This is a genomic window from Pseudomonas sp. GL_103 (assembly GCF_057835175.1).
In genome coordinates, this window is sequence record NZ_CM174420.1 from 2,180,300 (window position 1) to 2,204,078 (window position 23,779).

General features: G+C 58.1%; 24 protein-coding genes. 10 read left to right on the top strand and 14 right to left on the bottom strand.

Annotated elements, in window-relative coordinates; all coding sequences use genetic code 11:
- Nucleotides 1-33: 33 nt before the first annotated feature.
- The gene (gene galU, locus AC3IP0_RS09915) at nucleotides 34-867 is read right to left on the bottom strand and encodes a UTP--glucose-1-phosphate uridylyltransferase GalU (protein ID WP_102698711.1); all 834 of its coding nucleotides are present in this window, start codon (nucleotides 865-867) and stop codon (nucleotides 34-36) included.
- A 390-nt stretch (nucleotides 868-1,257) separates the two neighbouring features.
- Here galU and galE point away from each other — a divergent pair, with 390 nt between their 5' ends.
- The 6 genes from galE (at nucleotide 1,258) to AC3IP0_RS09945 (ending at nucleotide 7,462) form a co-directional block, all read left to right on the top strand.
- Nucleotides 1,258-2,274 carry a UDP-glucose 4-epimerase GalE gene (galE, locus tag AC3IP0_RS09920; RefSeq protein WP_489327270.1) on the top strand — a complete coding sequence of 339 codons (1,017 nt, stop codon included), beginning with the start codon at nucleotides 1,258-1,260 and terminating at the stop codon, nucleotides 2,272-2,274.
- A 232-nt stretch (nucleotides 2,275-2,506) separates the two neighbouring features.
- A complete protein-coding gene (locus AC3IP0_RS09925; RefSeq protein ID WP_046038091.1) occupies nucleotides 2,507-2,743 on the top strand; it encodes a hypothetical protein in 237 nt (78 codons plus the stop codon).
- Nucleotides 2,744-2,833: 90 nt separating this feature from the next.
- Nucleotides 2,834-3,949, top strand: a complete 1,116-nt coding sequence (locus tag AC3IP0_RS09930; RefSeq protein ID WP_489327271.1) for a polysaccharide biosynthesis/export family protein — start codon at nucleotides 2,834-2,836, stop codon at nucleotides 3,947-3,949.
- A gap of 14 nt (nucleotides 3,950-3,963) precedes the next feature.
- Nucleotides 3,964-4,629: a YjbF family lipoprotein gene (locus AC3IP0_RS09935; RefSeq protein ID WP_489327273.1), complete on the top strand. Its 666-nt coding sequence runs from the start codon at nucleotides 3,964-3,966 to the stop codon at nucleotides 4,627-4,629.
- On the top strand, nucleotides 4,626-5,387 hold the full coding sequence (locus AC3IP0_RS09940) for a capsule biosynthesis GfcC family protein (protein ID WP_489327274.1): 762 nt from the start codon (nucleotides 4,626-4,628) through the stop codon (nucleotides 5,385-5,387). Before AC3IP0_RS09935 ends, AC3IP0_RS09940 begins: the two co-directional genes overlap by 4 nt.
- A complete protein-coding gene (locus tag AC3IP0_RS09945) occupies nucleotides 5,384-7,462 on the top strand; it encodes a YjbH domain-containing protein (protein WP_489327276.1) in 2,079 nt (692 codons plus the stop codon). The genes AC3IP0_RS09940 and AC3IP0_RS09945 overlap by 4 nt, the downstream gene beginning before the upstream one ends.
- A 338-nt stretch (nucleotides 7,463-7,800) precedes the next feature.
- Here AC3IP0_RS09945 and AC3IP0_RS09950 read toward each other — a convergent pair whose 3' ends face one another.
- The 3 genes from AC3IP0_RS09950 to AC3IP0_RS09960 form a co-directional block, all read right to left on the bottom strand.
- A complete protein-coding gene (locus tag AC3IP0_RS09950) occupies nucleotides 7,801-9,195 on the bottom strand; it encodes an undecaprenyl-phosphate glucose phosphotransferase (protein WP_489319088.1) in 1,395 nt (464 codons plus the stop codon).
- 392 nt (nucleotides 9,196-9,587) lie between these two features.
- Entirely contained in the window at nucleotides 9,588-10,247 is a 660-nt protein-coding gene (locus tag AC3IP0_RS09955) for a winged helix-turn-helix domain-containing protein (protein ID WP_489319089.1), read from the bottom strand.
- 295 nt (nucleotides 10,248-10,542) lie between these two features.
- Nucleotides 10,543-11,283, bottom strand: coding sequence for a winged helix-turn-helix domain-containing protein (locus tag AC3IP0_RS09960; RefSeq protein ID WP_489319090.1), 741 nt, complete (start codon nucleotides 11,281-11,283; stop codon nucleotides 10,543-10,545).
- 558 nt (nucleotides 11,284-11,841) lie between these two features.
- Here AC3IP0_RS09960 and AC3IP0_RS09965 point away from each other — a divergent pair.
- Nucleotides 11,842-12,675: an undecaprenyl-diphosphate phosphatase gene (locus AC3IP0_RS09965; RefSeq protein WP_489319091.1), complete on the top strand. Its 834-nt coding sequence runs from the start codon at nucleotides 11,842-11,844 to the stop codon at nucleotides 12,673-12,675.
- 55 nt (nucleotides 12,676-12,730) lie between these two features.
- Here the strand turns inward: AC3IP0_RS09965 and dusA are convergent, their stop codons facing one another.
- Nucleotides 12,731-13,726, bottom strand: a complete 996-nt coding sequence (gene dusA, locus AC3IP0_RS09970) for a tRNA dihydrouridine(20/20a) synthase DusA (RefSeq protein WP_489319092.1) — start codon at nucleotides 13,724-13,726, stop codon at nucleotides 12,731-12,733.
- A gap of 431 nt (nucleotides 13,727-14,157) precedes the next feature.
- Here dusA and AC3IP0_RS09975 point away from each other — a divergent pair, with 431 nt between their 5' ends.
- Together AC3IP0_RS09975 and AC3IP0_RS09980 are read left to right on the top strand one after the other, a co-directional pair.
- On the top strand, nucleotides 14,158-14,538 hold the full coding sequence (locus AC3IP0_RS09975) for a DUF6124 family protein (protein WP_489319093.1): 381 nt from the start codon (nucleotides 14,158-14,160) through the stop codon (nucleotides 14,536-14,538).
- Between the two features lie 105 nt (nucleotides 14,539-14,643).
- The gene (locus tag AC3IP0_RS09980) at nucleotides 14,644-14,865 is read left to right on the top strand and encodes a hypothetical protein (RefSeq protein ID WP_489319094.1); all 222 of its coding nucleotides are present in this window, start codon (nucleotides 14,644-14,646) and stop codon (nucleotides 14,863-14,865) included.
- A 68-nt stretch (nucleotides 14,866-14,933) separates the two neighbouring features.
- Here the strand turns inward: AC3IP0_RS09980 and AC3IP0_RS09985 are convergent, their stop codons facing one another.
- The 8 genes from AC3IP0_RS09985 to AC3IP0_RS10020 all read right to left on the bottom strand — a co-directional run bounded on the left by AC3IP0_RS09985 (nucleotide 14,934) and on the right by AC3IP0_RS10020 (nucleotide 21,314).
- Entirely contained in the window at nucleotides 14,934-15,695 is a 762-nt protein-coding gene (locus tag AC3IP0_RS09985) for a transporter substrate-binding domain-containing protein (RefSeq protein ID WP_489319742.1), read from the bottom strand.
- 130 nt (nucleotides 15,696-15,825) lie between these two features.
- Nucleotides 15,826-16,113 (bottom strand): type II toxin-antitoxin system RelE family toxin, encoded by a 288-nt coding sequence (locus AC3IP0_RS09990; RefSeq protein WP_150672807.1) that lies wholly within the window; start codon nucleotides 16,111-16,113, stop codon nucleotides 15,826-15,828.
- The gene (locus tag AC3IP0_RS09995) at nucleotides 16,103-16,342 is read right to left on the bottom strand and encodes a type II toxin-antitoxin system RelB/DinJ family antitoxin (protein WP_223457013.1); all 240 of its coding nucleotides are present in this window, start codon (nucleotides 16,340-16,342) and stop codon (nucleotides 16,103-16,105) included. The genes AC3IP0_RS09990 and AC3IP0_RS09995 overlap by 11 nt, the downstream gene beginning before the upstream one ends.
- A 219-nt stretch (nucleotides 16,343-16,561) precedes the next feature.
- Nucleotides 16,562-17,485, bottom strand: a complete 924-nt coding sequence (gene copD, locus AC3IP0_RS10000) for a copper homeostasis membrane protein CopD (protein ID WP_489319095.1) — start codon at nucleotides 17,483-17,485, stop codon at nucleotides 16,562-16,564.
- Nucleotides 17,486-17,488: 3 nt separating this feature from the next.
- Nucleotides 17,489-17,872, bottom strand: coding sequence for a copper homeostasis periplasmic binding protein CopC (gene copC / locus AC3IP0_RS10005; RefSeq protein WP_489327279.1), 384 nt, complete (start codon nucleotides 17,870-17,872; stop codon nucleotides 17,489-17,491).
- 52 nt (nucleotides 17,873-17,924) lie between these two features.
- Entirely contained in the window at nucleotides 17,925-18,788 is an 864-nt protein-coding gene (locus AC3IP0_RS10010) for a copper resistance protein B (protein ID WP_489327281.1), read from the bottom strand.
- Nucleotides 18,789-18,798: 10 nt separating this feature from the next.
- The gene (locus tag AC3IP0_RS10015) at nucleotides 18,799-20,505 is read right to left on the bottom strand and encodes a copper resistance system multicopper oxidase (RefSeq protein WP_489319098.1); all 1,707 of its coding nucleotides are present in this window, start codon (nucleotides 20,503-20,505) and stop codon (nucleotides 18,799-18,801) included.
- Nucleotides 20,506-20,585: 80 nt separating this feature from the next.
- Nucleotides 20,586-21,314, bottom strand: a complete 729-nt coding sequence (locus AC3IP0_RS10020; protein ID WP_489319099.1) for a murein L,D-transpeptidase catalytic domain family protein — start codon at nucleotides 21,312-21,314, stop codon at nucleotides 20,586-20,588.
- A gap of 85 nt (nucleotides 21,315-21,399) precedes the next feature.
- On the opposite strand from AC3IP0_RS10020, the gene AC3IP0_RS10025 reads away from it, so the two are divergent.
- Complete coding sequence (locus AC3IP0_RS10025; protein ID WP_489327282.1) at nucleotides 21,400-23,154, top strand: L,D-transpeptidase family protein; 1,755 nt, start codon at nucleotides 21,400-21,402, stop codon at nucleotides 23,152-23,154.
- 85 nt (nucleotides 23,155-23,239) lie between these two features.
- Here the strand turns inward: AC3IP0_RS10025 and AC3IP0_RS10030 are convergent, their stop codons facing one another.
- A complete protein-coding gene (locus AC3IP0_RS10030; RefSeq protein WP_489319101.1) occupies nucleotides 23,240-23,707 on the bottom strand; it encodes a hypothetical protein in 468 nt (155 codons plus the stop codon).
- Nucleotides 23,708-23,779: the final 72 nt, after the last annotated feature.

Here is a 23,779-nt window from a genome sequence, read left to right on the forward strand (position 1 = left end):
AATGAAGAGTGGGCGTCGGGTGCTGGAGCCGTCTTAGCGGCCCTTGAGGTACACGTTTTCGTAGCAGAAGTTGGTCGCCTGCAAATAACCCTCGGCGTCGCCGCAGTCGAAGCGCAAACCCTTGAACTTGTAGGCCAGCACACAGCCGTTCTGCGCCTGTTTCATCAGCGCGTCGGTGATCTGGATTTCCCCGCCTTTCCCCGGTTCGGTGTCGGCGATCAGGTCAAAGATGTCCGGCGTCAGAATGTAGCGGCCGATGATCGCCAGGTTCGACGGGGCGTCCTGCGGGGCCGGTTTTTCCACCATGTTGTTGACCCGGTAGATCCCGTCGGAGATCGGCTCGCCGGCAATCACGCCGTACTTGTGGGTCTGGTCGCGGGGGACTTCCTGGATGGCCACGATCGAGCAACGGAATTTCTTGTAGAGCTCGATCATTTGCGTGAGGACGCCATCACCTTCCAGGTTCAGGCACAGGTCATCGGCCAGTACCACGGCGAAGGGTTCGTCGCCGATCAACGGGCGGCCACTGAGAATGGCGTGGCCCAGGCCCTTCATTTCCACCTGGCGGGTGTAGGAGAAGGTGCAGGTGTCGATGAGCTCGCGGGTTCCGGCCAGGAACTTCTCTTTCTCGGTGCCGCGAATCTGGTGCTCCAGCTCGTAGCTGATGTCGAAGTGGTCTTCCAGCGCGCGCTTGCCCCGCCCGGTGACGATCGCCATGTGTTGCAGGCCGGCGTCCCGTGCTTCTTCGACGGCGTACTCGATCAATGGCTTGTTGACGATCGGCAGCATTTCCTTGGGCATGGCTTTGGTCGCCGGCAAGAAACGAGTGCCATAGCCGGCAGCGGGGAACAAACATTTACGAATCATAAAAGTATCCTGGACAGTCATGGAACACAGCCAACGGGTGCGCGCAATAACGAGTGATTGCAAGTTTCAATGTTTATTGAAGGCTTACTTTAATACCTGAGTATGGCCACTAGTGGCAAATAGCAATGTGCGGATAACACGACAATGTTATGAGATGTCGGGTTGATAGTTGTTGGTTATTTTTAGTCGGTATCTGTTGATAGTGGTGCGTGCGTCGGAATGCTAATAAGTATCCCGCAATACAGTTTGGCCTGAAAAAATATTTATTGCCAGTCGTTGAACTAATTTTGTTTTGGGTTGTTGTCGCTCTTATTTGTGTGGTTCAGCACACACCTTTAACAAGAGGCGCTTGACACGCAACTTCGCACTTTTCCCACTATGGACCGCGCTATGAAAATTCTGGTAACGGGTGGAGCTGGATATATCGGTTCGCACACCACGCTCGCACTGCTTGAGGCGGGCTATGAAGTTGTTGTGCTGGATAATCTTTGCAACAGCAGCGATGCGGCATTGCACGCGGTGGAAGCCATTTGCGGCAAGAGTGCGCTGATGATTCGCGGTGATGTGTGCGATCGGGCCTTGCTGGACCGGATTTTCCAGCAGCATGCCATCGATGCCGTCCTGCACTTTGCCGGTCTCAAGGCCGTGGGCGAGAGCGTGCGCAAGCCGCTTGAGTATTACGAGACTAATGTCAGCGGCAGCATCACGCTGTGTCAGGCGATGGCCGCTGCCGGGGTGTTTCGCCTGGTGTTCAGTTCGTCGGCCACGGTATACGGCGAGCCGGAGCAGATGCCGATCCGCGAGGACTTCCCCACGGGCAACCCGACCAATCCCTACGGTCAATCCAAGTTGATCGTCGAAAATGTGCTGCGTGACCTGAGCCTGGCCGAGCCGCGCTGGAGCATCGCGCTGTTGCGTTACTTCAACCCGATCGGCGCGCATGACAGCGGTCATCTGGGCGAAGACCCGAGTGGCATTCCGAATAACCTGGTGCCCTACATCAGCCAGGTGGCGGTTGGCAGCCTGCAAGAGTTGTCGATCTTCGGCAACGATTACCCCACGGTCGACGGAACCGGGGTACGCGACTACATCCACGTCGTGGACCTGGCAGACGGCCATCTCAAGGCCTTGCAGTCCATCGCCGGGCGCACCGGCATTCATACCTGGAACCTGGGCACGGGCGATGGCTACAGCGTGTTGCAAGTGCTGCGGGCGTTCGAGCAGGCGTGCGGTCAGCCGGTGCCCTATCGAATGATGCCGCGTCGCTCGGGTGATATCGCCGAGAGCTGGGCCGACCCTTCCAAGGCGCAGAACGAGTTGGGCTGGAAGGCCACGCGCAACTTGCAGGACATGGTCACGGATACCTGGCGCTGGCAATCGAATCACCCCAAAGGCTACCTGGGATGATGGCGTTTTAGCCTAATGTTATTTCCGGTCAGGTTGTTAGATATCGTCGGGAAAATACACTGGCCATGCCTTTTGCAAGCCCGTAGATATAAACCTGCCGTTCGACTTTTATCAGTTGGGTAAGGCTGTGAAAGAACGACGGATCTTGTTCGCACTTTTCGCGGACTTGAACTCTACCACCTCTAACGTAATGCCCGATTTCGATCAGGTTGAATGTTAGAAAGGAGTTGATATGAAGAAAGTGATGGCAATTGCCCTGTTGACGATGTTGAGCAACTGGGCGTCCGCGGTAGAAGCGCCGCTTACAACTGCGACCAATGTATTGGGTAACGTGGCGGCGACTCAAGCCACTGCAGCCAGTACTGCAATGGTCGCCAGTGCTGTAGCGGCGTCCAACAGTGGTGGAAGTGCAAACGGCGGTACGACGGGTACGACAGGTACCACGGGTACAACCGGTACGCACAACTAACTGAAACACCTGTTGGTGCAGTACAAGGTCGCCCGATGCAAATCGGGTGACTTTGTTTTTAGATTCGCCCTTGAATAGCGTAGTGCCATTATGACTCGTAGTTTTTCTCTTTTAATGTTGGCAAGCATCGCTTTACAAGGTTGCATGTTTTCCCCCGGCCAATACCTGAGCACCAGTGATATCACACGCCAGGGCGCCAGTGAGAGCAGCCGGGTCGAGCTCATTCCGATCACGCCCAAGCTCATCTCCATGAACAGGGCCACGCAAAAGCGTGAGTCCGTGCCGGCAGAATTGCTGTCGGCCCCGGCCGAGTACCGCATCGGCAGTAACGATGTCCTGTACATCACGGTCTGGGACCACCCGGAGCTGACCGCACCCTCCGGCGCGCAACAGCAGATTGATGCCAACGGTCGCCTGGTCCGTGCCGATGGCACGCTCTACTACCCGTTTATCAAAGAGGTCCAGGCGGCCGGTAAAACCGTCCAGCAACTGCGATCGGACATCGAAGAAAGGCTGTCGGCCTTCATCGCCGAACCGCAGGTGGATGTCGCCGTGTTGCGCTTTTCCAGTCAGAAAGTCGTGGTGACGGGCGCCGTTTCGAAGGCCGGTCCGCAACCGATTTCCACCAACCCGCTCAGTGTGGTCGAGGCCCTCGGTTCTGCCGGCATCGATACGGCGAGTGCCGACTTGTCCGGTCTGTTGCTGACGCGAAACGGGCGGGTCTACACGCTCAATCTCGACACGCTCAACCAGCCGGATTCCGAGTTGCAGAACGTCTACCTCAAGGGTGGCGATCAGTTGTATCTGCCGTACAACGACAAAAAGCGCATCTACGTCATGGGTGAGGTCAACCAGCCCCGCGCACTGAGCTTCAAGACCGCCACCATGAACCTGTCCGATGTGCTGGGCTCGGTCGGTGGATTGAGTCAGACCACCTCCAACGGTAACGCCGTGTACGTGATCAGGGGTGTTGAAAACCTCGATGTGGAGCCGGCGAAGGTCTACCAGTTGCAAGCCCAATCACCGACCGCCATGGCGCTGGCCACGCACTTTGAAGTACGTCCCCAGGACGTTGTCTACGTCGGTCCTGCCAACGTGACTCGCTGGAATCGCTTCGTCAGCCAATTGGTGCCGTCGGCAGCGATTGTCGGTACGGGCGCTTCCGCGGCGAAGAACATGAGTGAAGTCAGCAGCAACAGCAATTAAGGCCGGGTCCGATCGTGAGAACGTTGAATGTTGGCGTCTGCTTGATAGCGGCCTTGATGTTGTGTGGCTGTAACCCGCTGATGGTCGCTTCGATGACCAACCTCAAATCAGCGGTGTCGGGGCCGGATGAGCTGGACGTGACGGCGGCCCAGGTGGCGGATGTGCGTTATCCCCAGCTCAAGCTGACCACGCCGTCCGGTTCCGGCGTGCTGGCGCTGGTGCGTGAGCGCGGCGACCTGCAGTTCTGGGTCGCGGGTGGCAAACAGGTTCTGCTTATGCGCGACGGTCTGGCGGTGCGCAGCATCGGCCTGGGCCTGGGCGGCGATCTGGACGGCACGCGCCTCGCTGACGTCTCGCCCTTCAAGCAAGGCCTCCATCAAGTGCCCGATGGCTACACCAGCCAACGCTGGATCGATCTCTACCAGGGCCAGGAAGTCGGGGTGACCTTGAACAGTCGCTTCTCCCGCAAATCCATGGAAACCCTGGAAATCCTCAACAAGGAATACGCCGTGCTACGTGTCGATGAGCAGATTGACGCGCCGGCCATCGGCCTGCGTGCGACCAATCGTTACTGGGTCGATCCCGTTGACGGTTTCATTGTGCAGAGTGAGCAGCAACTGACCTCGCAGTTGCGGGTCAAGATCGTGCAACTGACCCCTGATCGCAGGCATGCCCGGTGAAGCGGGTCAGGGCTCTATCGGCGTGCCTGCTGCTGATCACTGGCATCAGCCATGCAGCGGTCACCGTCACCGGTGACGTTGCCAACCCGGGGGCAGTCGAGCTGCCGGCTGGCGGGCGATTGCTGGACGTGATCAGCGTTGCGCAGCCCAATGCCGAGAGTTACTGGTTGGCGGGCGTATTGCTGCGTCAGTCCCTGGTCGAGCAACAGGCCCGGCTCAAGGCCGGGGTGCTGTTCGATCTGGACGTGCTGCAGCGCATGGCCGTGCTTTTCGACAGGCCGAGCCGCGCTGCCCTGGCGGTGCGACTGGCCGAGCAAGTCAGGCGCATGCCGGTCACCGGGCGCCAGGTGGCTGTTCTGGACCCGGTCGCCGTGGAAGTCGGTTTTGCCCGCAACATTCGCCTGGACGACGGCGACCGCCTCATCTACCCGTTGCGGGTCAACGAAGTCGAGGTGCTCGGCGCTGTCGCCGAGTCGTGTCGGTTGCCCTATCAAGCGCTGCAAGAGGTCCGCGATTACCTGCAGGGCTGCACGCCGCTGGTCGATGCGGACGCCGATTACCTGTGGTTGATCCAGCCCAACGGCGTCACCCGGCGCGTCGGCATTGCCCACTGGAATCGCGAGAGCGGGCAGATACCTGCCGCCGGCAGCAAGATTCTGGTCCCGGTCAAAAATGATGACCTTGATCCGCCTATCCCTGAACTGAATCAGCAGTTGGCCGAATTTATTGCCACGCAGCTGGCTGAGGTGGTTCGTTGAATTTACGTTTTGCAGCCGTATTGTTATTGCCGTGTGGTCTGGCTCATGCAGAACCACGCATTACCCAGAATGATTTCGGTGGCGCGGGCTTGTTGCAAACGCCGACGGCGCGCATGGCGCCGGCCGGTGAGTTGAGCCTGAATGCCAACCGCACCGACCCCTACAGTCGCTACAGCGTTTCACTTCAGCCACTTGAATGGCTGGAAGGCTCGTTTCGCTACACCGCGATCACCAACCGCCCCTATGGCCCCGAATCGTTGAGCGGCAACCAGAGCTACAAGGACAAGGCGGTCGACCTCAAGGCCCGCCTGTGGGAAGAAACCCATTGGGCGCCCGAGGTGGCCTTGGGCTTCCGGGACATCGGTGGTACAGGCCTGTTCTCCAGTGAATTCGTGGTGGCCAACAAGCGCTACGACAATTTTGATTTCAGCGCCGGGATTGCCTGGGGTTACCTGGGCAATCGCGGCGACTTCGAAAACCCGCTGGGCTACATCAGTGATCGCTTCAAGACCCGGCCCGACAGCGAAGGTACCGGTGATGTCAACGCCGGGGCCTATTTTCGCGGCAGCCCTTCCTTTTTCGGCGGCGTGAGCTACCAGACACCCTGGGACCGGCTCAGCCTGAAACTCGAATACGAAGGCAACGATTACAAGCACGAGCCGAAGGACAACGAGATCAAGCAGGACTCGCCGATCAACCTCGGCGCGGTGTTCAAGCTGACTGACTCGATCGACGTCAGCGCAGCGTGGGAACGCGGTAATACGGCGATGTTCGGCGTCACCTTCCACACCAACTTCGTCAGCCGCAAGGCACCGGCGAAGACGTTCGACCCGCCGGCTGAACCCTTGCCAGCGAAGGCGCCAAGCCCCGGGGTGGATCAGGTCAACTGGGCCGATGTGTCCCGGCGCCTGCAGCAAAATGCCGGGTACAAGGTCGAGCGCATCAGCCAGCGCGATTCCGAGTTGATCGTGTATGGCGAGCAGCAGCGTTACTTCCATTCGGCCAAGGCCGTAGGCCGGGCGAGCCGGATTCTGGACAACAGCGTCAACGAAGATATCGACTGGTTCACCGTGGTGAACAAGCGCTACGACCTGCCGCTTGAAGAAACCAGCGTGCCTCGGCAAACCTTCCGCGAAGTGATCAACAACGAGGAGCCGCTGCAAACGCTGCACCGCACCACCGAAATCAATCCGGCGATGCCGCACAACGAGAAAACCCTCTACACCGAAGCGATGCAGCCATTCGCTTATGGCGTCGGTTTGGGCTTCAAGCAGAACGTCGGTGGCCCCGATGGCTTGCTCTATCAGTTCAGCGCCGACGCGGACGCCGAGTACCGCTTCAACCGCAACACCTGGTGGAGCGGCTTGCTCAGTGCCAACCTGATCAACAACTTCGACAAGTTCACCTATGACGCACCCAGCGGCTTGCCCCGCGTGCGTACGGACTTGCGCCAGTACATGACCACGTCCGATGTCACCATGCCGTTGTTCCAGTTCAGTCATGCCGAGCAGTTGGACAAGGACCTGTATGGCATGGTGTACGGAGGCTACCTGGAGTCGATGTTTGCCGGCGTCGGGGGCGAGGTGTTGTTCCGTCCGACCGGCGAGCGCTGGTCGGTGGGCGCGGACCTGAACTACGTGCGCCAGCGGGAGTTCGACCAGGGGTTTGGTTTGCGTGATTATTCGGTGCTGACCGGCCACATCACCGGCTACACCGACTTGCCCTACGATACGCTTGCAGCCGTCAGCGTCGGGCGTTACCTGGCAGGCGACTGGGGCGGCACGCTGGATATCTCGCGGGAGTTTTCCAACGGCGTTCGGTTTGGTGCTTGGGCAACGATCACCACCGCAACCGGCCCTCAATACGGCGAAGGTAGTTTCGACAAAGGCATTTACCTGTCCATTCCGTTCGACGAACTGATGAGCATGTCGACCATGCGCCGCGCCAACCTCGTCTGGTCGCCGCTGACCCGGGACGGCGGTGCACGGCTCAATCGCAGCTACCAGTTGCACTCCATGACCGACAGCCGCGACGACGACATGTTCTATCGCAACTTCGAGAAGATCACCGAATAACCTGTGGGAGCGAGATTGCTAGCGATGGCGTCGGTACATTCAGCATTGATGTTGACTGACCCGACGCCATCGCGGGCAAGCCACGCTCCCACAGTGGTCATTTGGCGACCCGGAGATCCAGGCAGCACCCAATCCCCTGTGGGAGCGGGCTTGCTCGCGAAGGCGTCAGCGCATCCAGCATTGATGTGACTGACCCGACGCTTTCGCGGGCAAGCCACGCTCCCACACTGGTCTTTTGGTGATCCAGAAATCCGGGCAGACACCCAACTCCCAAATCACAGCCACAAAAAAGGGGACTTGCGTCCCCTTGCGGTGTTGCCTTGTGCAGCCCTAAACCATCAGTAGATGTCTTTCGACAACAAGGTGAACGGCGTCTTCACCAGAATCTTCAGGTCCAGCCACAACGACCAGTTGTTGATGTACTTGAGGTCGATCTCGACACGCTTCTGCATCTTGTCGATGGTGTCTGTCTCGCCACGGCAACCGTTGATTTGCGCAAGGCCAGTGATGCCCGGTTTGATTCGATGGCGCGCCATGTAGGCGAGAATCTTCCCGGAGTAGTAGTTGTTGTGCGCAATGGCATGAGGGCGCGGGCCGACCAGTGCCATCTGTCCTTGCAGCACGTTGAACAGTTGCGGCAACTCGTCCAGCGAAGTGCGACGGATGAAGCGTCCGACGGCAGTGATACGCGAGTCGTTACGGCTGGCCTGCTTGACCTCATGGTCATCGTGCACACGCATGGAACGGAACTTCCAGACCTGAATCACCTTGCCGTTCCAGCCATGGCGGTCCTGCTTGAAGAATACCGGGCCAGGGGAGTTGAGCTTCACCGCCAGGGCAATGACCAGCAACACCGGGCTCAGCAGGATAATGGCCAGCAGGGCCACGCTTTTTTCCACCAGGCTTTTACTCAGCGCGGCAGTGGGCCGGCTGGTCAGCGGGCTTTCGTTCAGGTAGATCGCCGGCAGGCCGTCCACGACTTTCACCGAGTGATTGAGCAGCGTCAGGCTGTTCAAGTCCGGCACCCAGACCACGTCAACGTTGGCATCCAGCAAATCGACGTACATGGCTTCGATTTTTGCCGCTTCCGACAGGGGTAGCGTGATGTACAAGCGACGGATGTCATGGGTCTTGATCAGTTCCAGCAGGTCCTCCTGGGCGCCGACGATGCGCGGTGCGCCCGGCTCCAGGGAGGGAAGGGCACCGTTGCTGACCAGGCCCACCAATGGCAGGTTTTCGAGGTCGCTCAGCTTGTTCGCCAATCCCAGCGCCAGTTCACCGGTGCCGACGATCAGGGTTTTATGCTCGCTTTTACGTGACCGCTGGTAGAACTTCGAGAACGCATGCAGCGGCGCATACAGCAACGCCTGGCCGAGGAAACCGTACACCGCCCAACCCAGGATGACTTGCCGGGAAAACAGTTCATCGGCCTTGCAGATAAACGCGATGCAGGCCAGCGCCGCCATCGTCATCGACCAGCCCATGAACAGGCGTCCCAGCCCTGACAGATAATTGTCTCTTTTGCGGTACACACCGCTGAACGTATAAGCCGGAACCGAGGCCAGTACGGCGAGCGTTGCGCACATTCGGTAATAGAACTCGACCGTTCCAGTGTGCCGCTCGGCAAGTATGAACAACAGAGAAACTACAAAGCCCTGTGCCAGCGCCCATTGCCCCCAAAAGGTAAGTCCCTTGAGGCCGGTGTTTCGATTGATACTAAGAGTAAGATCCATACAATATCCCCAAAAGACGTCCATTCAGGTTTCGACAGTTGAAATCCGAGTTGTTAAGTAGACTTGTTATTGTTGTTGTAGCGAGTGTCCTGAGGTAACAACGTCGATATGCCGAACTGTCGTCAGTCAATAGACTAAGTTATTGGCGGAGATGCTGTCTGACGAGTTCTAACAAGATGGCAAAGTGCCAACTATCAGGATTTTAGAAAAGGTCGAGCGTTAGAAAAGGTCGAATGGAAGGAGGTGAATAATTAGAGTGGTGTTTGGTATTGTAGGAGGGGTGGGGATGAGGGCGGTCTGACTAGCGCGGGGGTTGAAACCAAACAGAGTGCTCTTTTTATTGTTGTAATCGCACTGTTTCTGTTTGTTTTATTCGCTAAAGGTGGAGGTGTTTACGCCACGACTTCCTGGATCAGGCAATAGCCACGATTTCTTACTGCACGAAACAGTCGCTCACCGTTACTGGCCATTTTGAATTTGTCTTGCAGCCGACTCAGACACATTTCCAGGCCGCGATATTGTTCCGGTTCCCTGCCGATGCTGAGGATCAGTTCGTCCCGACTGACGACGCGCTCTTCATGGTGCAGCATTTTCTTTACCAGCGCGGCTTCCAATCCGGTCAGGCTGATCTCGACGCCCTCTTTTACCAATGCGCTTTGATCCTTGTCGAGTTGCCAGGCTTCGCTGTAAGGAGTGTCGCCCTCGATGGTTCGCGCAATGTCGTTGGCTGCCCCGGCTGTTGCCGGCATGCTGTGGAATGGATTCGTCGATTGTGCTGCCAGCCATTCGGATTCCAGGGTGGCCAATAGTCGCTGTGTATCATGTTCGATACTGCGCGCGACGTTTTTCCTTGAAACGCTTGGGTAGCTGAACTCCATCAGCACAGGAGCGGAAGAGGGCGAAGCAACACCTTCAATAAACATTTGTGCCTGGGAGGTGCCAAACGAGTTGAAGCGCTCACTGGACAGGATGGTCTCAAGTTCACGCTGCGACGTAGTGCTGTGGGTCACGACGACAAAGTATTTCCTTGGGAGGGTTGTACTAGTTTCCATGTCTCTCTCCTGAAGTACACACCAAATTTGGCTAAAAGATGATCGGCAGGGGAGCAATGACTCCCTGGGAAGTAGTCGAAAGGCAGGGTCTGGGCCCAAATTTGGCCCTCGATGGGTTCCACTCGATCTGCTGCTATAGAATAAACTTTTATTGTTATGGTTCGATGTTGCCACGGTCATGGAATCGATAAGTGCCTTTGGTATGAAATACAAAAAAACCGATGAGGTCGAGATCTTTGTGTCGTCGAGAAAATCGCCTCTTTAGTTGCTGCTAAAGCGCCATCATCTCTGTATGTCAGGGGGTTGAAATCAGACCTCTCATCAACCGGTAACCATGCCCCCGGATGCTCTGGATGGCGTTTGTGCCATACATGTCCTTGATTTTTCCACGAAGGCGGCTGATCGATTTTTCCAACGCCCTGGGGTCATAAAAGTTGGTGTTGAGCCCCATGATGTTGGCGATTTCATCGTGACTTAGTATGTGGTTACTGGTTTGCGCAAAGGCTTCCAGGATCTTCATTTCTGCAAAGGAGATGTCCAGCTTCTTGCTGGTGCCCAGTAGACAAATACGGGTAGGGTCCAATATCAAATTGATATCTCTTTGCCATTCTTCACTGCTGAAGAACTCGGCGAGCAACTCAGAGCTTTCATCGGAAAGGGTATTGAACTTGATACAGTAGTCGGCCCCGGCAAGATAGTACTTGATCTTGTTGTAGGTGCCTCGGCCCGTGATGACCGCGCAGATGATGGGTTTCAAGTTGTCGGTGCGCAGGTTTTCCACTAGCGCTAGGCTTTCCTCGAGGGCCTGGGGGCTGTCGATGATGATGAAGATGGCGCGATACGAACCAGAGCGTTCATTCTTCTTGAATGAACTAGTGTAGGAATTGGCCTCTAGTGCCATATCGGTCCGCACATGCCTTGCGACTAGCGCTCTAAAATGTTCAGCCACGCCACGGGTACGACCCAGAGTGAGAACTCCGGGTTCATCGTTTGTCTGGCGCTGGCTTCTAGTCGCTAAGTTCCCTGTAAGCATCATGCATTGACTCGAATAGGTGCTGACATCGGGATGTTAAAGCACCGGTTCTCATCTGTGACTGACAATTGGTAACATTTACGCGAATTTTAGACGTGGCTCCCGAGTTTTATAACAATACTTAAGCTTTTCAAGCTTTTAGTTGATTTTCTCGGCGAACTGAACTAGTGAAATAGCGTCGTTAGATGGTGGCAATATGGAATTGTGCCACTATTTTGAAACGATGGCGATTATTTTTTTATGTCCTTTTGCCACTGTTTGGCCCACTACGTGCCACCATTCATGCCAAGGTACTGAATCCAGTAAGAAACACAAATAGTGTGAGAGCGATCACACTTTATTGAGTGGCGAGACTTTTTTCCACTAAATACCTAAATATATTTTCGAGGTGTTCGTACTCGGACGATTATTAACATGGCTTGAGTGTGTCTTTTGATAAGACATATTCTCCCTCGCTACATCAGGTAATGGGTGTGGATGTCTCGATTGTTTTGCTTGAGCTACTCAATATCTGAGTGCAGTTGACGGATCGTTCCCAAAGAACGGTCTGACGGAGGATTGATGGATTTCTGGACCCTTTTCAAAGTGTTGATCTTGGGCGCGGTAGAGGGCCTGACTGAGTTTTTGCCGATCTCCAGTACGGGCCACCAGATTATTGTTGCGGACTTGCTGGAATTTGGCGGTGAACGCGCCATGGCGTTCAATATCATTATTCAGCTGGGCGCAATTCTTGCCGTTGTCTGGGAGTTTCGCCGCAAGATTTCAGAGATCGTCAAAGGACTGCCGACCCAACGCAATGCACAACGATTCACCCTGAACTTGCTGATCGGTTTTCTTCCGGCCGTGGTTCTGGGTGTCTTGTTCGCCGACCAGATTCATCACTACCTGTTCAACCCGATCACCGTGGCAGTCGCATTGGTCGTGGGCGGCATTGTCATGTTGTGGGCGGAGCAGAGGGACCACGTGGTGCACGTCGACCATGTCGACGACATGCGCTGGCCGGATGCGCTGAAGGTAGGCTTCGCGCAATGCCTGGCGATGATACCGGGCACTTCCCGCTCCGGATCGACCATTATCGGCGGCTTGCTGTTTGGCCTGTCGCGCAAGGCCGCCACTGAGTACTCGTTCTTCCTGGCGATGCCCACCATGGTCGGTGCCGCGGTGTATTCAGGCTACAAGTACCGGGAGCTGTTCCAGACCGGCGACCTGCCGGTTTTCGCCCTGGGCTTCGTCACAGCGTTCTTTTTCGCCATGATCGCCGTACGCGGCTTGCTCAAGTTCATTGCGAACCACAGTTACGCCGCCTTCGCGTGGTACCGGATCCTCTTTGGATTGTTGATCCTGGCAACCTGGGCATTCGGTTGGGTGAACTGGACGGCGGCGGCCACCAGCTGACAGGCGAGCCAGGCGGGTCAAACCGCCTGGCTGAAAAGGCGAGAACGACCGGGCATTAACGCCCTTCAAGCAACTCCGCAGCTTGATCCAGCAAGGCCAGGGGGTCCTTGGCCTTGTGGATATCCACCGACAACAACTGCCGAAACTTGCGCGCCCCCGGGAACCCGGTGCCCAGCCCCAGCACATGGCGAGTGATGTGGTGCATCGAACCGCCCGCATCTATGTGTGCAGCGATATACGGCCGCAGCTGCGCCAGTGCTTCGGCACGCGTGATCACCGGCGCCGTGCTGCCGAACAGCTGCTGGTCTACCTCTGCCATCACATAAGGGTTGTGATACGCCTCGCGGCCCAGCATCACGCCGTCGAACGTCTGCAAATGCTCGTGGCAGGCCTCCAGCGTCTTGATCCCGCCGTTGAGGATAATCTCCAGCTCGGGAAAGTCCGCCTTCAACCGCGCCGCCACGTCATAACGCAGGGGCGGGATGTCACGGTTCTCCTTCGGCGACAACCCCTCCAGAATCGCAATCCGCGCATGCACGGTAAAACTGGTACACCCGGCATCCCGCACCGTGCCGACGAAATCACACAGCTGCTCGTAACTGTCCCGCCCGTTGATCCCGATACGGTGCTTGACCGTCACCGGAATCGACACCGCATCCCGCATCGCCTTCACACAATCGGCCACCAACTGCGGATGCCCCATCAGGCACGCGCCGATCATATTGTTCTGCACCCGATCACTCGGGCAGCCGACATTCAGGTTCACCTCGTCGTAACCATGCTCCTGCGCCATGCGCGCACACGCGGCCAGGTCCAGCGGCACACTGCCGCCGAGTTGCAGGGCGAGCGGATGCTCGGCTTCGTTATGCCGCAGGAAACGCTCGTGATCGCCGTTGAGCAGGGCACCGGTGGTGACCATTTCGGTGTAGAGCAGGGCGTTTTTCGACAATAGGCGCAGGAAGAAGCGGCAGTGGCGGTCGGTCCAATCCATCATGGGGGCGACGGAGAAACGGCGGGAGAGCGGGGCGGGTGTGGCGGTGGTTACGGACATGGGGGATCTGGAATCGGTGAGGCTGGGAGGTGGGGAGTTTATCAGGATTGGGATTGTGGGGCTTGGGAGTCCGAATACGAGTAATCAAGTCTGTTTAAATCAGCACGAAAATGTCAGAGATTTCCCGCAACGCGCGTCCCCATCGCCCACATTGCACTCCCTCAACTACACGGATAGCCTTTTTGCGTCGCTGCAAATTCAGCGACAAGGGTGTGGAAGCCCTTCACAAGATCTAGGCGCACAGTGCGCCACCTGAATTTAAGCAGGCGCTTTTTTCATGTCTGCTGTTAAATTATGGCGGCTGTGCGCGGGGCACTTTCGGGTGCGCCGGGTTCCTAGATCCCCGGTCTTCCACACCTGCGCACAGCTGCCACCCCATCATGTGGAAGTGATGCTGGCAGTTCCTTTGGTTAATTCTAGGAACTCACACGATGAAAAAGATCACGCCTGATCCTCCGGAAATCGCAACAGCTTCCGATTCTCTCGACCTTGGTCAACTCTCCGCTGACTCTCAGCGGGTTGTCAGCAAGCGTCTACGAAACCCGAATCACGCTGACCCCGTCTGCCATGTGTTCACCATTCTGCCCAACGTCGGCACTGAAACACTCCTGTGTCACGCCTGCGAGACCCTTGCATCGTTGAACGTCTTGACCACTGATCTGGCTTGCAAGCTAGAAGGTTCAACACGCAGTTTGGCGCTGTCGATTCAGCAACTGGCGGTGGTGGGGGAGTTGTTGGTGAATCGAGCTTTGGACAATGTCGATCCCCAAGGCAGTTGGGATGATAGATCTCCAGGTGCGCACGGTTCCTGAACCAACGCTGACTTGCCGAAAAGTTTCATGATGTTTCGTTGAGGTGAGGCATAGGATGACCACCAAAGGTCATGTCCCCCGCGCCTCAACCCACAGGAATCAAAAATGATCGCAAACCTCGTCAAAGTCTCGCTGATTGCCGGTGCTTTGTTGTTGAGTGCCTGTTCGGGTGTGAGTGCCCATAGCGATTATTCGACCGACTCGGTGCAGCCTGCCGGCTTCGGCCCGGGGCCGACCAGCAGCAACCCCGACAAGATGAATTTCCACGGCAGCGCACTCGGCAATAGCTTCGGCGAATACGGTTCAGGTTTGCTGCACGACGACTGATACGCGGCCTGCAATGAAGAAGGGCGCTCTTTATGGGAGCGCCCTTTTTTGTGCGAAAAAACGATCCGTTACTTGGCGTCAGGCACCGCCAGCCACTGGCGCAGAATCTTCTGGTAGTTGCCTGACGCCTTGGCCAGGTGCAGCCACTGATCGACGTACAATTTCCAGGTGATGTCGTCGCGGGGCAGCAGGTAGGCTTTTTCGCCGTATTGCATGTAGTGCGTGGGGTTGACCGCGCACAGGCCCGGTTTGAGCTTCTGCTGGTACAGCGCCTCCGATGCGTCGGTGATCATCACGTCGGCTTTTTTATCCAGCAGTTCCTGAAAGATGCTCACGTTGTCGCGCAGTTGCAATTGCGCCTTGGGCAGGTAGGCGTGGACGAAGGCTTCGTTGGTGCCGCCGGCGGGTTCGACCAGGCGAACCGTTGGCTGGTTGATCTGTTCGACGGTTTGGTACAGCGCCTGGTCTTCGCAGCGCACCAGCGGGATTTTGCCGTCGACGTCGAGGATGCTGCTGAAGAAGGCTTTTTTCTGCCGTTCCAGGGTGACCGAGATGCCGCCCATGGCGATGTCGCACTTGCCGGCGAGCATGTCGGGCATCAGGGTTTTCCAGGTGGTTGGCACCCACTCGACCTTGACGCCAAGGCTGTCGGCCAGGGCGCGGGCCATGGCGATGTCGATGCCGGAATATTCGCCGTCCTCGGCTTTGAGGGTGTAGGGCTTGTAGTCGCCGGTGGTGCAGACGCGCAGTTGTCCCTGTTGCATGACGCTGTCCAGGTGCGAAGGTTCTGCGTGGGCGCCAAGGGAGAGTGCGAGCAAGCCGCCGAGCATCATTGCTCTTTTGATTTTCGTCATTGTTATCGGGCTTTTGTGCTGGAGTGGTTTTGAAGGGGAGAGTGTAGTGAAACTTTCACCGCTGTGAAAAATCAGCGCCCCTATAGATGGCTACCACCTTGCGTCATTACTTCAAACGTTCAGCCGCTTTGCGATAAACCTGCTCACGTTCCCGTTTATCCACGGCTACCACAAACACAGTAATTTCCTGGTCAATCACTTGATAGACCAAGCGGTAACCGCTGCTACGTAGTTTGACTTTGTAGCAGTCGGGAAAACCATGCAGGCGGTTAGCTTCAATGCGTGGATTGTTCAGGATCTCCACCAGCTTCTTTTTGAGCTGCTGTCGGACTGTGTCGCCAAGTTTTTGCCATTCCTTCAATGCACGGGCATCAAACTCAAGGCTATAGGTCATCTATGGAAACTTTTACTCGTTGAGGAGATGCAAGCCGTTCCCGCACGGTCGCCAATAGAGCTTCATCGTCTTCAGTCATCAAGACAGGCTTGAAAGGCAACTGACCACGCTCCGCCACATATTGCAGCGTCTGGCGCATCAGTTCAGAGGGCGTGACGCCGAGTTTTTCCAGTTCGAGATAGGCGCGAGCTTTGAGGTCGTCATCGATACGGATGTTGATAGATGCCATGGGGTAGATTCTCATGTAATGACATTTGTCATTACATTGAATCAAGAGTTCCTCATTGGCAAGTCCGCCGAGACGTACGGCTGATTTAGAGAAAATTCGTACTCGGGAGGGTGAAAATGCTAACCAGCAAAGATCCCACCGCCTTGGCCATTGCCCTGGCCTGGCTGGCCCAAGTTTAAATCAGTACGTAAGTGTCAGAGATTTCCCCCTGAAGATGGCTCATTCCACTTCCGGACTCAACGTCCCCAACCACGCCACCAAGCCCACAATCAAAACCGCCGCGGCCATTTCCACCACCACACTGCGCCGAAGTGCATGGGCTGCCACGCGATATTGGCCCGCTCGCAACGACCGTTCCAGCAAGGGGCCAAGATGAAAGCGGTTCAACGCCGCCAACACCAGCATCCCGGCAAACAGCAGCACTTTGATCGCCAGCAGAATTCCGTAATGGCTGAGTAAAACCTCATCGAGTTTCGGCCCGACGATGTACAGGTAGTTCACTAAGCCCGTCACGGTGATGATCACAACGACCAGCGCACCGACAAGCTCAAATCGCTTGACCGCGTCGGCCAGCAACCGTATGTGTGCTTCGGTTTGCAGGGCCCGGGGTTGAGCCATCAGGGCAAACGCGAGCAAAGCGCCGAGCCAGACGCCCGCCACCAGCAGGTGCAGGATGTCTGCCGTAAAGTGCCAGTAGCGGCGACTGCCTTCGTCCATGGCGCCATGCCCGCTCCAGGCCAGGCTGGCGAGGGCGATACCGCCGGCCGTGGCGGCGATCACCAGGCTGATCCCGGGGGCGCGTGGGTTGAGCATCAACGCCAAACCTACGACCCCCAACGCAATCATCCGCACGGCCCAGGCCACCCCGACGTCTGTCTCGAACAGCATCATCTCGATGTGAGGACGCAACTCGGCAACGTCTGATTCGCCGCTCATGGTGCTGGCCATCAGCACCATGCCGGCGCTCGACAACAATGCCCCGAGTCCGGCAAAACCCGCCAACAATCCGCGAAAGGGCAGCACGGTCCCCGAACGTCGGTCCCTTTCTTTGAGGCTATACAGCCCGAACAGCGCCACGCCATACAACAGCATCAAATCCACATACAACACAAACCGCAGCACGACGTTGGCCGAGTCGCTCATCGATCATTTCACTTTGAAGGTGACGTTGCCGGTGATCGGGTGGGTGTCCGACGACACCGCGCGCCATTCGACCTTGTAGGTGCCGGCAGCCAGGGGTGTTGTCGGGGTGATGAACATGGTCTTCGGATCGCTGCCGCCGCTGACTTTGGCCTTGACCGGCATCGGGGCGTGGGCCATGCCGGACATTTCGGTCATCAGCAGTTTTGCGCCGGAAAACTGGGTGACGAGGTTTTCGGAAAAGTGCAGTTCGATCTTGTCGGGTGGCGCACCTTCTGTGCCTTCCGCTGGGGTGGAGGTGAGCAGTTTGGGGTGTGCTTGAGCGAGGGTGCTCATGAGCAGGCCGCTGAGCAACGCGATAACAACAGCGGTGGGTTTGATGATGCGCATGCAAGGTCCTTTACCGCTCGAAGCGGTTGTTGTTGGTTTTGGGTGAATCTGTTCAGAACCACATCCGAACACCGAGCACGAGGCGGGTTTCGCTGCGGTCCTCGCTTTCGTCGTTGGCGTAGTCGGCAGTGTTGCCGTAGGTGCGGTTCCAGGTCACGCCGAGGTAGGGCGCGAATTCCCGGCGGATTTCGTAGCGCAGGCGCAAACCTGCCTCGGTGTTGGACAGCCCCGCGCCGATGCCCCGTTGCGGATCGTTTTTGCCGTAGGCGTTGAGTTCGACGGTCGGCTGCAGGATCAGCCGATTGGTCAGCAGGATGTCGTAGTTGCCCTCCAGCCGCACGGCGCTCTGGCCGCCTTCGCCAATGAAGGCCGTGGCTTCGGCTTCGAAGTTGTACAGCGCCATGCCCTGCACGCCGAACGCGGCCCAGGTTTGCGGAGCGCCGGGTTTGAAGTCCTGGCGCACGCCGCTGACGACGTCCCACCACGGGGAAATGGCGTGGCCCCACAGGGCCTGGATTTCCGCATCCTCGGTCACGCCGTTGGTGCGCTCGCCTTCGGAGCGCAGCCACAGGCGATCGATGTCACCGCCAACCCAACCGGACAAATCCCAGGCCAGGGTGCTGCCGTCATCGGCGTTCTGCCACTCGAGTTTGTCGGCGAGGAAGAATGAATTGAGCGTGCTGTCATGTACGTGGTGGCCGGCGGGATCGGCATACACCGCAGCGCGATCGGCATCGGTCAGCACCGGGATCGGCGTACGGCTTTCGCTGGGGGCGGCGGGCTGCATCTGGCCGTCGTCCATGCCTTGCATCTGGCCGTGGTCCATCTGACTGTGATCCATGCCTTGCATGTCATCGCTGGCGGCCATCGCCGTCGAGGTCGCGAGGGCCAAAAAAAACGGGGTGAATCGAATCATGGGGTGCGCCTCATTCTTCCACGCGAACTTCACGGAACATGCCCATTTCCATGTGGTACAGGAGATGGCAGTGATAGGCCCAGCGGCCGAGCGCATCGGCAGTGACCCTATAGCTGCGCCGGGAGCCGGGTGGCATGTCGATGGTGTGTTTGCGCACCATGAACTGGCCGTTCTCGTCTTCAAGGTCGCTCCACATTCCATGCAGGTGGATGGGGTGCATCATCATCGTGTCGTTGACCAGCACGATCCGCAGCCGCTCGCCGTACTTGAGGCGCAGGGGCTCTGCATCGGAGAACTTCACGCCGTTGAACGACCAGGCGAATTTTTCCATGTGGCCGGTCAGGTGCAGCTCAATGGTGCGGCCAGGTTCGCGGCCGTCCGGGTCTTCGAAGGTGCTGCGCAGGTCGGAATAGGTGAGTACGCGGCGACCGTTGTTGCGCAGGCCCATGCCGGGATCGTCGAGTTTCGGTGAGGTGGACATGGCTTGCATGTCTACCAGCGGGTTGTCGGTTTCCGAGGCCGGGTGGGACTGCATGCCGGGCATGTCGCCCATGGCCATGTTGCTGTGATCCATGCCCGCCATGCTGCCGTGGTCCATGCCGCCCATGCCCATGTCATCCATGGTCACCAGGGGGCGCGGGTCCAGTGGCGGCAGCGGCGCAACCTGTCCCGCTTTCACCGCCAGGGTGCCCCGTGCGTATCCGGTGCGATCCATCGCCTGGGCGAACAGGGTGTAGGCCGCTTCGGTCGGCTCGACGATAACGTCGAAGGTTTCCGCCACGGCGATGCGAAACTCGTCGACGCTCACCGGTTTGACGTGCAGGCCATCGGCGGCGACCACGGTCATTTTCAGGCCGGGGATGCGCACGTCGAAGTAGGTCATGGCCGAGCCGTTGATGAAGCGCAGCCGCAGTTTTTCCCCCGGGCGGAACACCCCGGTCCAGTTCGAGTCCGGCGCCTGGCCGTTCAACAGGTAGGTGTAAGTGGCGCCGCCGACGTCCGCCAGGTCGGTGGGGTTCATCTTCATCTCGGCCCACATCTTGCGATCGGCGACGGTCGAACCCCAGCCTTTTTCGCTGACGTCGTGGATGAAGTCGCCCACGGTGCGTTTGTTGAAGTTGTAGTAATCGGACTGTTTTTTCAGCGTCTTCATCAGGCCGACCGGGTCTTCGTCGGTCCAGTCGCTGAGCATCACCACGTAGTCGCGATCGTACTGGAACGGCTCGGGGTCCTTGGCGTCGATCACCAGCGGGCCATAGACGCCGGATTGTTCCTGAAACCCCGAATGACTGTGATACCAGTAGGTGCCGTTCTGCCGCACGGTGAACTGGTAGACGTACATGCCGCCGGGCTCGATACCCTTGAAGCTCAGCCCCGGTACACCATCCATGTTGGCCGGCAGCAAGATGCCGTGCCAGTGAATGGACGTGCTGTCCTTGAGTCTGTTGCGCACCCGCAGCGTCACCGTATCGCCTTCACGCCAGCGCAGCAGCGGGCCGGGGATGCCGCCGTTGATGGTCATCGCGGTGCGCGGGCTGCCGCTGAGGTTGACCGGGGATTCGCCGATGAAAAGATCGAAATCATTACCGGCCAACACCTGGGGTTCGCCGGGACTGCTGATCGCCCAGGCCGGCGTGCGCCATAACCCGAGGCCGCCGAAGAGCCCGCCGATGGCCAGGCCTTTGACGAAGGTGCGTCTTGAAGTGTGGGAGTGCATGCCGTCTGTTCCGCCCGTCAGCCTGTTGAACTTGTCGATGAGGCTAGCAGGCGGTGCCTTTCAGCAGACTGAGGCGAAGATTACAGTTTTGACAGGTTGGGCGTCGTTTTCTGGCTTGAAGTGGACTTTTCCCTTGAGGCCACGGTGTCGCCGCCGCAGTTGATGTAGGAAGAGGACTTCAGCCAGCGTTGGTCCGGGTAGTAGGAAAACAACAACTGCCCGTCCTTCATCGAATCAATCAGGCGATGGGCAATCGCCGGCCTGACGGCGGGGCAACCGAGGCTGCGGCCGATGCGGCCATTGGCGCGGGCCAGTACCGGGCTGACATAGGGCGCGCCGTGAATGACGATGGCCCGGTCAAAGGCGTTATCGTTGAAGCCGGGCTCCAGGCCTTCCATGCGCAACGAGTAACCGTTCTGGCCGCGGTAGCTTTGCTGGGTGCGGAACAGGCCGAGGCTGGTGGCGTGGCTTTCGTTGCGGTTGGAGAACAGCGTGGCCATGTTTTCACCGCTGTTGCGGCCATGGGCGACCAGTTCGTGAAACAGCAACTTGCGCCGCTTAAGATCAAAGACCCACAGGCGTTGTTCGGTGGAGGGCAGGGAGTAATCGATCACCGCCAGTCTTTGGGCGGGGGCGACACCTTGGGCGCGGCTGCATTGGGTGGCACGAACGGCCAGGGCAATCACTTTGGCGTCGGCGCCGGGTGCTGCTTTGACCAGCGCGTTTTCAAGCGAATCGGCGTAGGCTGACGTTACTGAAAGGCACGTCAGTAAAATGGCAAATAAAAGGCCAAAGCGGTTTAGCGCCATAGTCGGGTCTCATCATGATAATTTCGAGTCTAGCTGGCAGCGAGTGGAAAGCTAGCCGTTTGAAACGGGGGATTAAGGATTATCCATGGTGCAATTAACAAGGTCATTCGTCATAAGCCGCATTTTTTTTATGGGCTTTCTGATCAGCGGTGCGGCGTTTGGGCAAATTTCGCCGATTGAGCCGGTATCTGCGGCGAGCAGTGCAATCGATGTCGCGGCGCCCGACGACGCGGTCGGCCAAGCGATTCAGGCGACGCTGGAACCGCTGCGGTCGGCCTTTCCGCCGTTACTCACCTCCAGGCGCCATCAGCGGGTGGATGTCAGCCGGGTGGTGCTCGATTTCTATATGCATCGCAACTATCGCGCCGCGTGGACGGACGATCGTGACGTGGCGCAATTACTCAAAAGCCTGGAAGACACCCGGATCGATGGCCTGAATCCGGCGGATTTCCGCATCACCGAACTGGCCCAGGCCCATGAGTCGCTGGTGGCCGCCATGCCTTCCACCGCGCAACGGGCGATGTTCGACATGGCGGCGACCCGCACCTTCATTACCGCGCTGCTGCAACTGCGACGGGGCAAAGTCGATCCGTCGCGGCTGGACATTCACTGGAATTTCGATCCTGCCGGCGGCAATGCCCGGGAGGACATGAACAACCTGTTTAGCGCCCTCGATGCCCATGACGTGGCGCGTGCATTCGCCGATGCGCCTCCTCAGGAAGTGATTTACCGCAATTTGCGTGAAGGCCTGGCCCGGTTGCGCCAGGTGCACGCTGCGGGCGGCTGGCCGAAAGTGACCGAAGGGCAATCGCTCAAGCCCGGGATGGATGGGGTGGCGGTCGCACAATTGCGTGCGCGTCTGGTGGCGGGCGGTTACCTGGATGCGCACCTGTCGAAAAAAGCCGGTTACGACGACAAGGTCATTGCCGCGGTGAAGAAGTATCAGACCGAGCAATACCTGGGGGCCGATGGCGTGGCGGGGGCGGTGACGCTGGCGGCGCTGAACGTGCCGGTCGAGGCGCGGATCGATCAGGTGCGGGTCAACATGGAGCGCGCCCGCTGGCTGTTGTACAAGCTTCAGGGCACGTTCGTGATCGTCGATATCGCCGGATACAAGGTGGCGATGTACCGCGACGGTCTGCCGATCTGGCGTTCGCGGGTGCAAGTCGGTAAACCGGTGCGCAGTACGCCGGTGTTCCAGGCCGAAATCACCTACATCACGTTCAACCCGACCTGGACCGTGCCGCCGACCATCCTCAAGCAGGACGTGATTCCGAAAGTCCAGAACGATCCGGGTTATCTGGCGGCCAACCGGATTCGCGTGCTTGATCGCGAAGGCAATGTACTCGACCCGTCGGACGTTGACTGGAGCAATCCGCGAGGCATCCACCTGCGTCAGGATGCCGGGCCTGACAGTTCGCTGGGGCAGGTGGTGATCCGCTTCCCCAACGACTATGCGATTTACCTGCATGACACGCCGCACCGCGAGCTGTTTGCCAAAACGGTCCGGGCCACCAGTTCAGGCTGCATCCGCGTGGAAAACCCGCTGCAACTGGTCGAGCTGTTGTTTAACGACCCGGTGCGCTGGAACAGCGCCGGCATCCAGAAGCAGTTGGCCAATGGCAGGACCGAGAACGTTTTGCTGCCGGTGAAAGTGCCGGTGCTGTTGGCCTACTGGACCGTGGACCTGAGCAATGACGGGCGGGTGACGTTCAAGCCCGACATTTATGATTACGATGCCAGGGTGCTGCAGGGCTTGAGTCAGCCTACGAAATTGCCCGCCCTGGACTTGCGTCGCGCAGAGATACCGTTGGTGGTGACGGGGCAGAACCAACTGTAGTGAATAGACACGGACGCTGTAGGAGCGAGCAGGCTCGCTCCTACAGGATTTGTGGCACTCAACAGACTGGCATTCAGCTAATCCCCTAAAGCGCCAACCCTTGTTGCACCACCACAAGCAGATCGGTTTCAGTCAGCGCCACCGCATCCAGCTGCGCGGTGGCCTGCTCGATCGTTTGTAGCCACCAGTGTGTTTCACCGTGTTCGTCCACGGTGCGCAACAGGGCGAGTTCATTGCCTGTGGTGTGGATCTCGACCCGCCCCTCGCCATCGGCGGTGAAGCGTGCAACCGGGTCAAAGGTGAGGCTGTGGGCGTTGCCGGAGATGATCAACTGGTCGATGGCGTAGTCGTAAGCGTCGCCATCGGGGTGGCTCTCGAAGACGTGGGTGGGGTTGCGCCGCAGGACCAGGCCCGCTTCGGTCAAGGGCAGCAGCCAGGTCTCTATCCGTTGATACAATTCGTAGACCTGGCCCGGCCAGCCATCGATCGCCTGATCCGCGCTGGTCAGCCGTGCCTGTTTCAATTTTGCGGCGAGCTCGTCTGCTTTGCTCATGTCGATTCCCTGTATTGAGGTCTGTCTAATCGTAGCTCGTTGACGCGCAGGCAGCGCTTGCCCTGGGTCATG

Excerpts from the sequence above, each read along its gene's own strand:
- galU (WP_102698711.1), bottom strand. The coding sequence starts at position 867 with ATGATTCGTAAATGTTTGTTCCCCGCTGCCGGCTATGGCACTCGTTTC.
- galE (WP_489327270.1), top strand. The coding sequence starts at position 1,258 with ATGAAAATTCTGGTAACGGGTGGAGCTGGATATATCGGTTCGCACACC.
- AC3IP0_RS09925 (WP_046038091.1), top strand. The coding sequence starts at position 2,507 with ATGAAGAAAGTGATGGCAATTGCCCTGTTGACGATGTTGAGCAACTGG.
- AC3IP0_RS09930 (WP_489327271.1), top strand. The coding sequence starts at position 2,834 with ATGACTCGTAGTTTTTCTCTTTTAATGTTGGCAAGCATCGCTTTACAA.
- AC3IP0_RS09950 (WP_489319088.1), bottom strand. The coding sequence starts at position 9,195 with ATGGATCTTACTCTTAGTATCAATCGAAACACCGGCCTCAAGGGACTT.
- AC3IP0_RS09955 (WP_489319089.1), bottom strand. The coding sequence starts at position 10,247 with ATGGAAACTAGTACAACCCTCCCAAGGAAATACTTTGTCGTCGTGACC.
- AC3IP0_RS09960 (WP_489319090.1), bottom strand. The coding sequence starts at position 11,283 with ATGATGCTTACAGGGAACTTAGCGACTAGAAGCCAGCGCCAGACAAAC.
- AC3IP0_RS09965 (WP_489319091.1), top strand. The coding sequence starts at position 11,842 with ATGGATTTCTGGACCCTTTTCAAAGTGTTGATCTTGGGCGCGGTAGAG.
- dusA (WP_489319092.1), bottom strand. The coding sequence starts at position 13,726 with ATGTCCGTAACCACCGCCACACCCGCCCCGCTCTCCCGCCGTTTCTCC.
- AC3IP0_RS09975 (WP_489319093.1), top strand. The coding sequence starts at position 14,158 with ATGAAAAAGATCACGCCTGATCCTCCGGAAATCGCAACAGCTTCCGAT.
- AC3IP0_RS09980 (WP_489319094.1), top strand. The coding sequence starts at position 14,644 with ATGATCGCAAACCTCGTCAAAGTCTCGCTGATTGCCGGTGCTTTGTTG.
- AC3IP0_RS09985 (WP_489319742.1), bottom strand. The coding sequence starts at position 15,695 with ATGCTCGGCGGCTTGCTCGCACTCTCCCTTGGCGCCCACGCAGAACCT.
- AC3IP0_RS09990 (WP_150672807.1), bottom strand. The coding sequence starts at position 16,113 with ATGACCTATAGCCTTGAGTTTGATGCCCGTGCATTGAAGGAATGGCAA.
- AC3IP0_RS09995 (WP_223457013.1), bottom strand. The coding sequence starts at position 16,342 with ATGGCATCTATCAACATCCGTATCGATGACGACCTCAAAGCTCGCGCC.
- copD (WP_489319095.1), bottom strand. The coding sequence starts at position 17,485 with ATGAGCGACTCGGCCAACGTCGTGCTGCGGTTTGTGTTGTATGTGGAT.
- copC (WP_489327279.1), bottom strand. The coding sequence starts at position 17,872 with ATGCGCATCATCAAACCCACCGCTGTTGTTATCGCGTTGCTCAGCGGC.
- AC3IP0_RS10010 (WP_489327281.1), bottom strand. The coding sequence starts at position 18,788 with ATGATTCGATTCACCCCGTTTTTTTTGGCCCTCGCGACCTCGACGGCG.
- AC3IP0_RS10015 (WP_489319098.1), bottom strand. The coding sequence starts at position 20,505 with ATGCACTCCCACACTTCAAGACGCACCTTCGTCAAAGGCCTGGCCATC.
- AC3IP0_RS10020 (WP_489319099.1), bottom strand. The coding sequence starts at position 21,314 with ATGGCGCTAAACCGCTTTGGCCTTTTATTTGCCATTTTACTGACGTGC.
- AC3IP0_RS10025 (WP_489327282.1), top strand. The coding sequence starts at position 21,400 with ATGGTGCAATTAACAAGGTCATTCGTCATAAGCCGCATTTTTTTTATG.
- AC3IP0_RS10030 (WP_489319101.1), bottom strand. The coding sequence starts at position 23,707 with ATGAGCAAAGCAGACGAGCTCGCCGCAAAATTGAAACAGGCACGGCTG.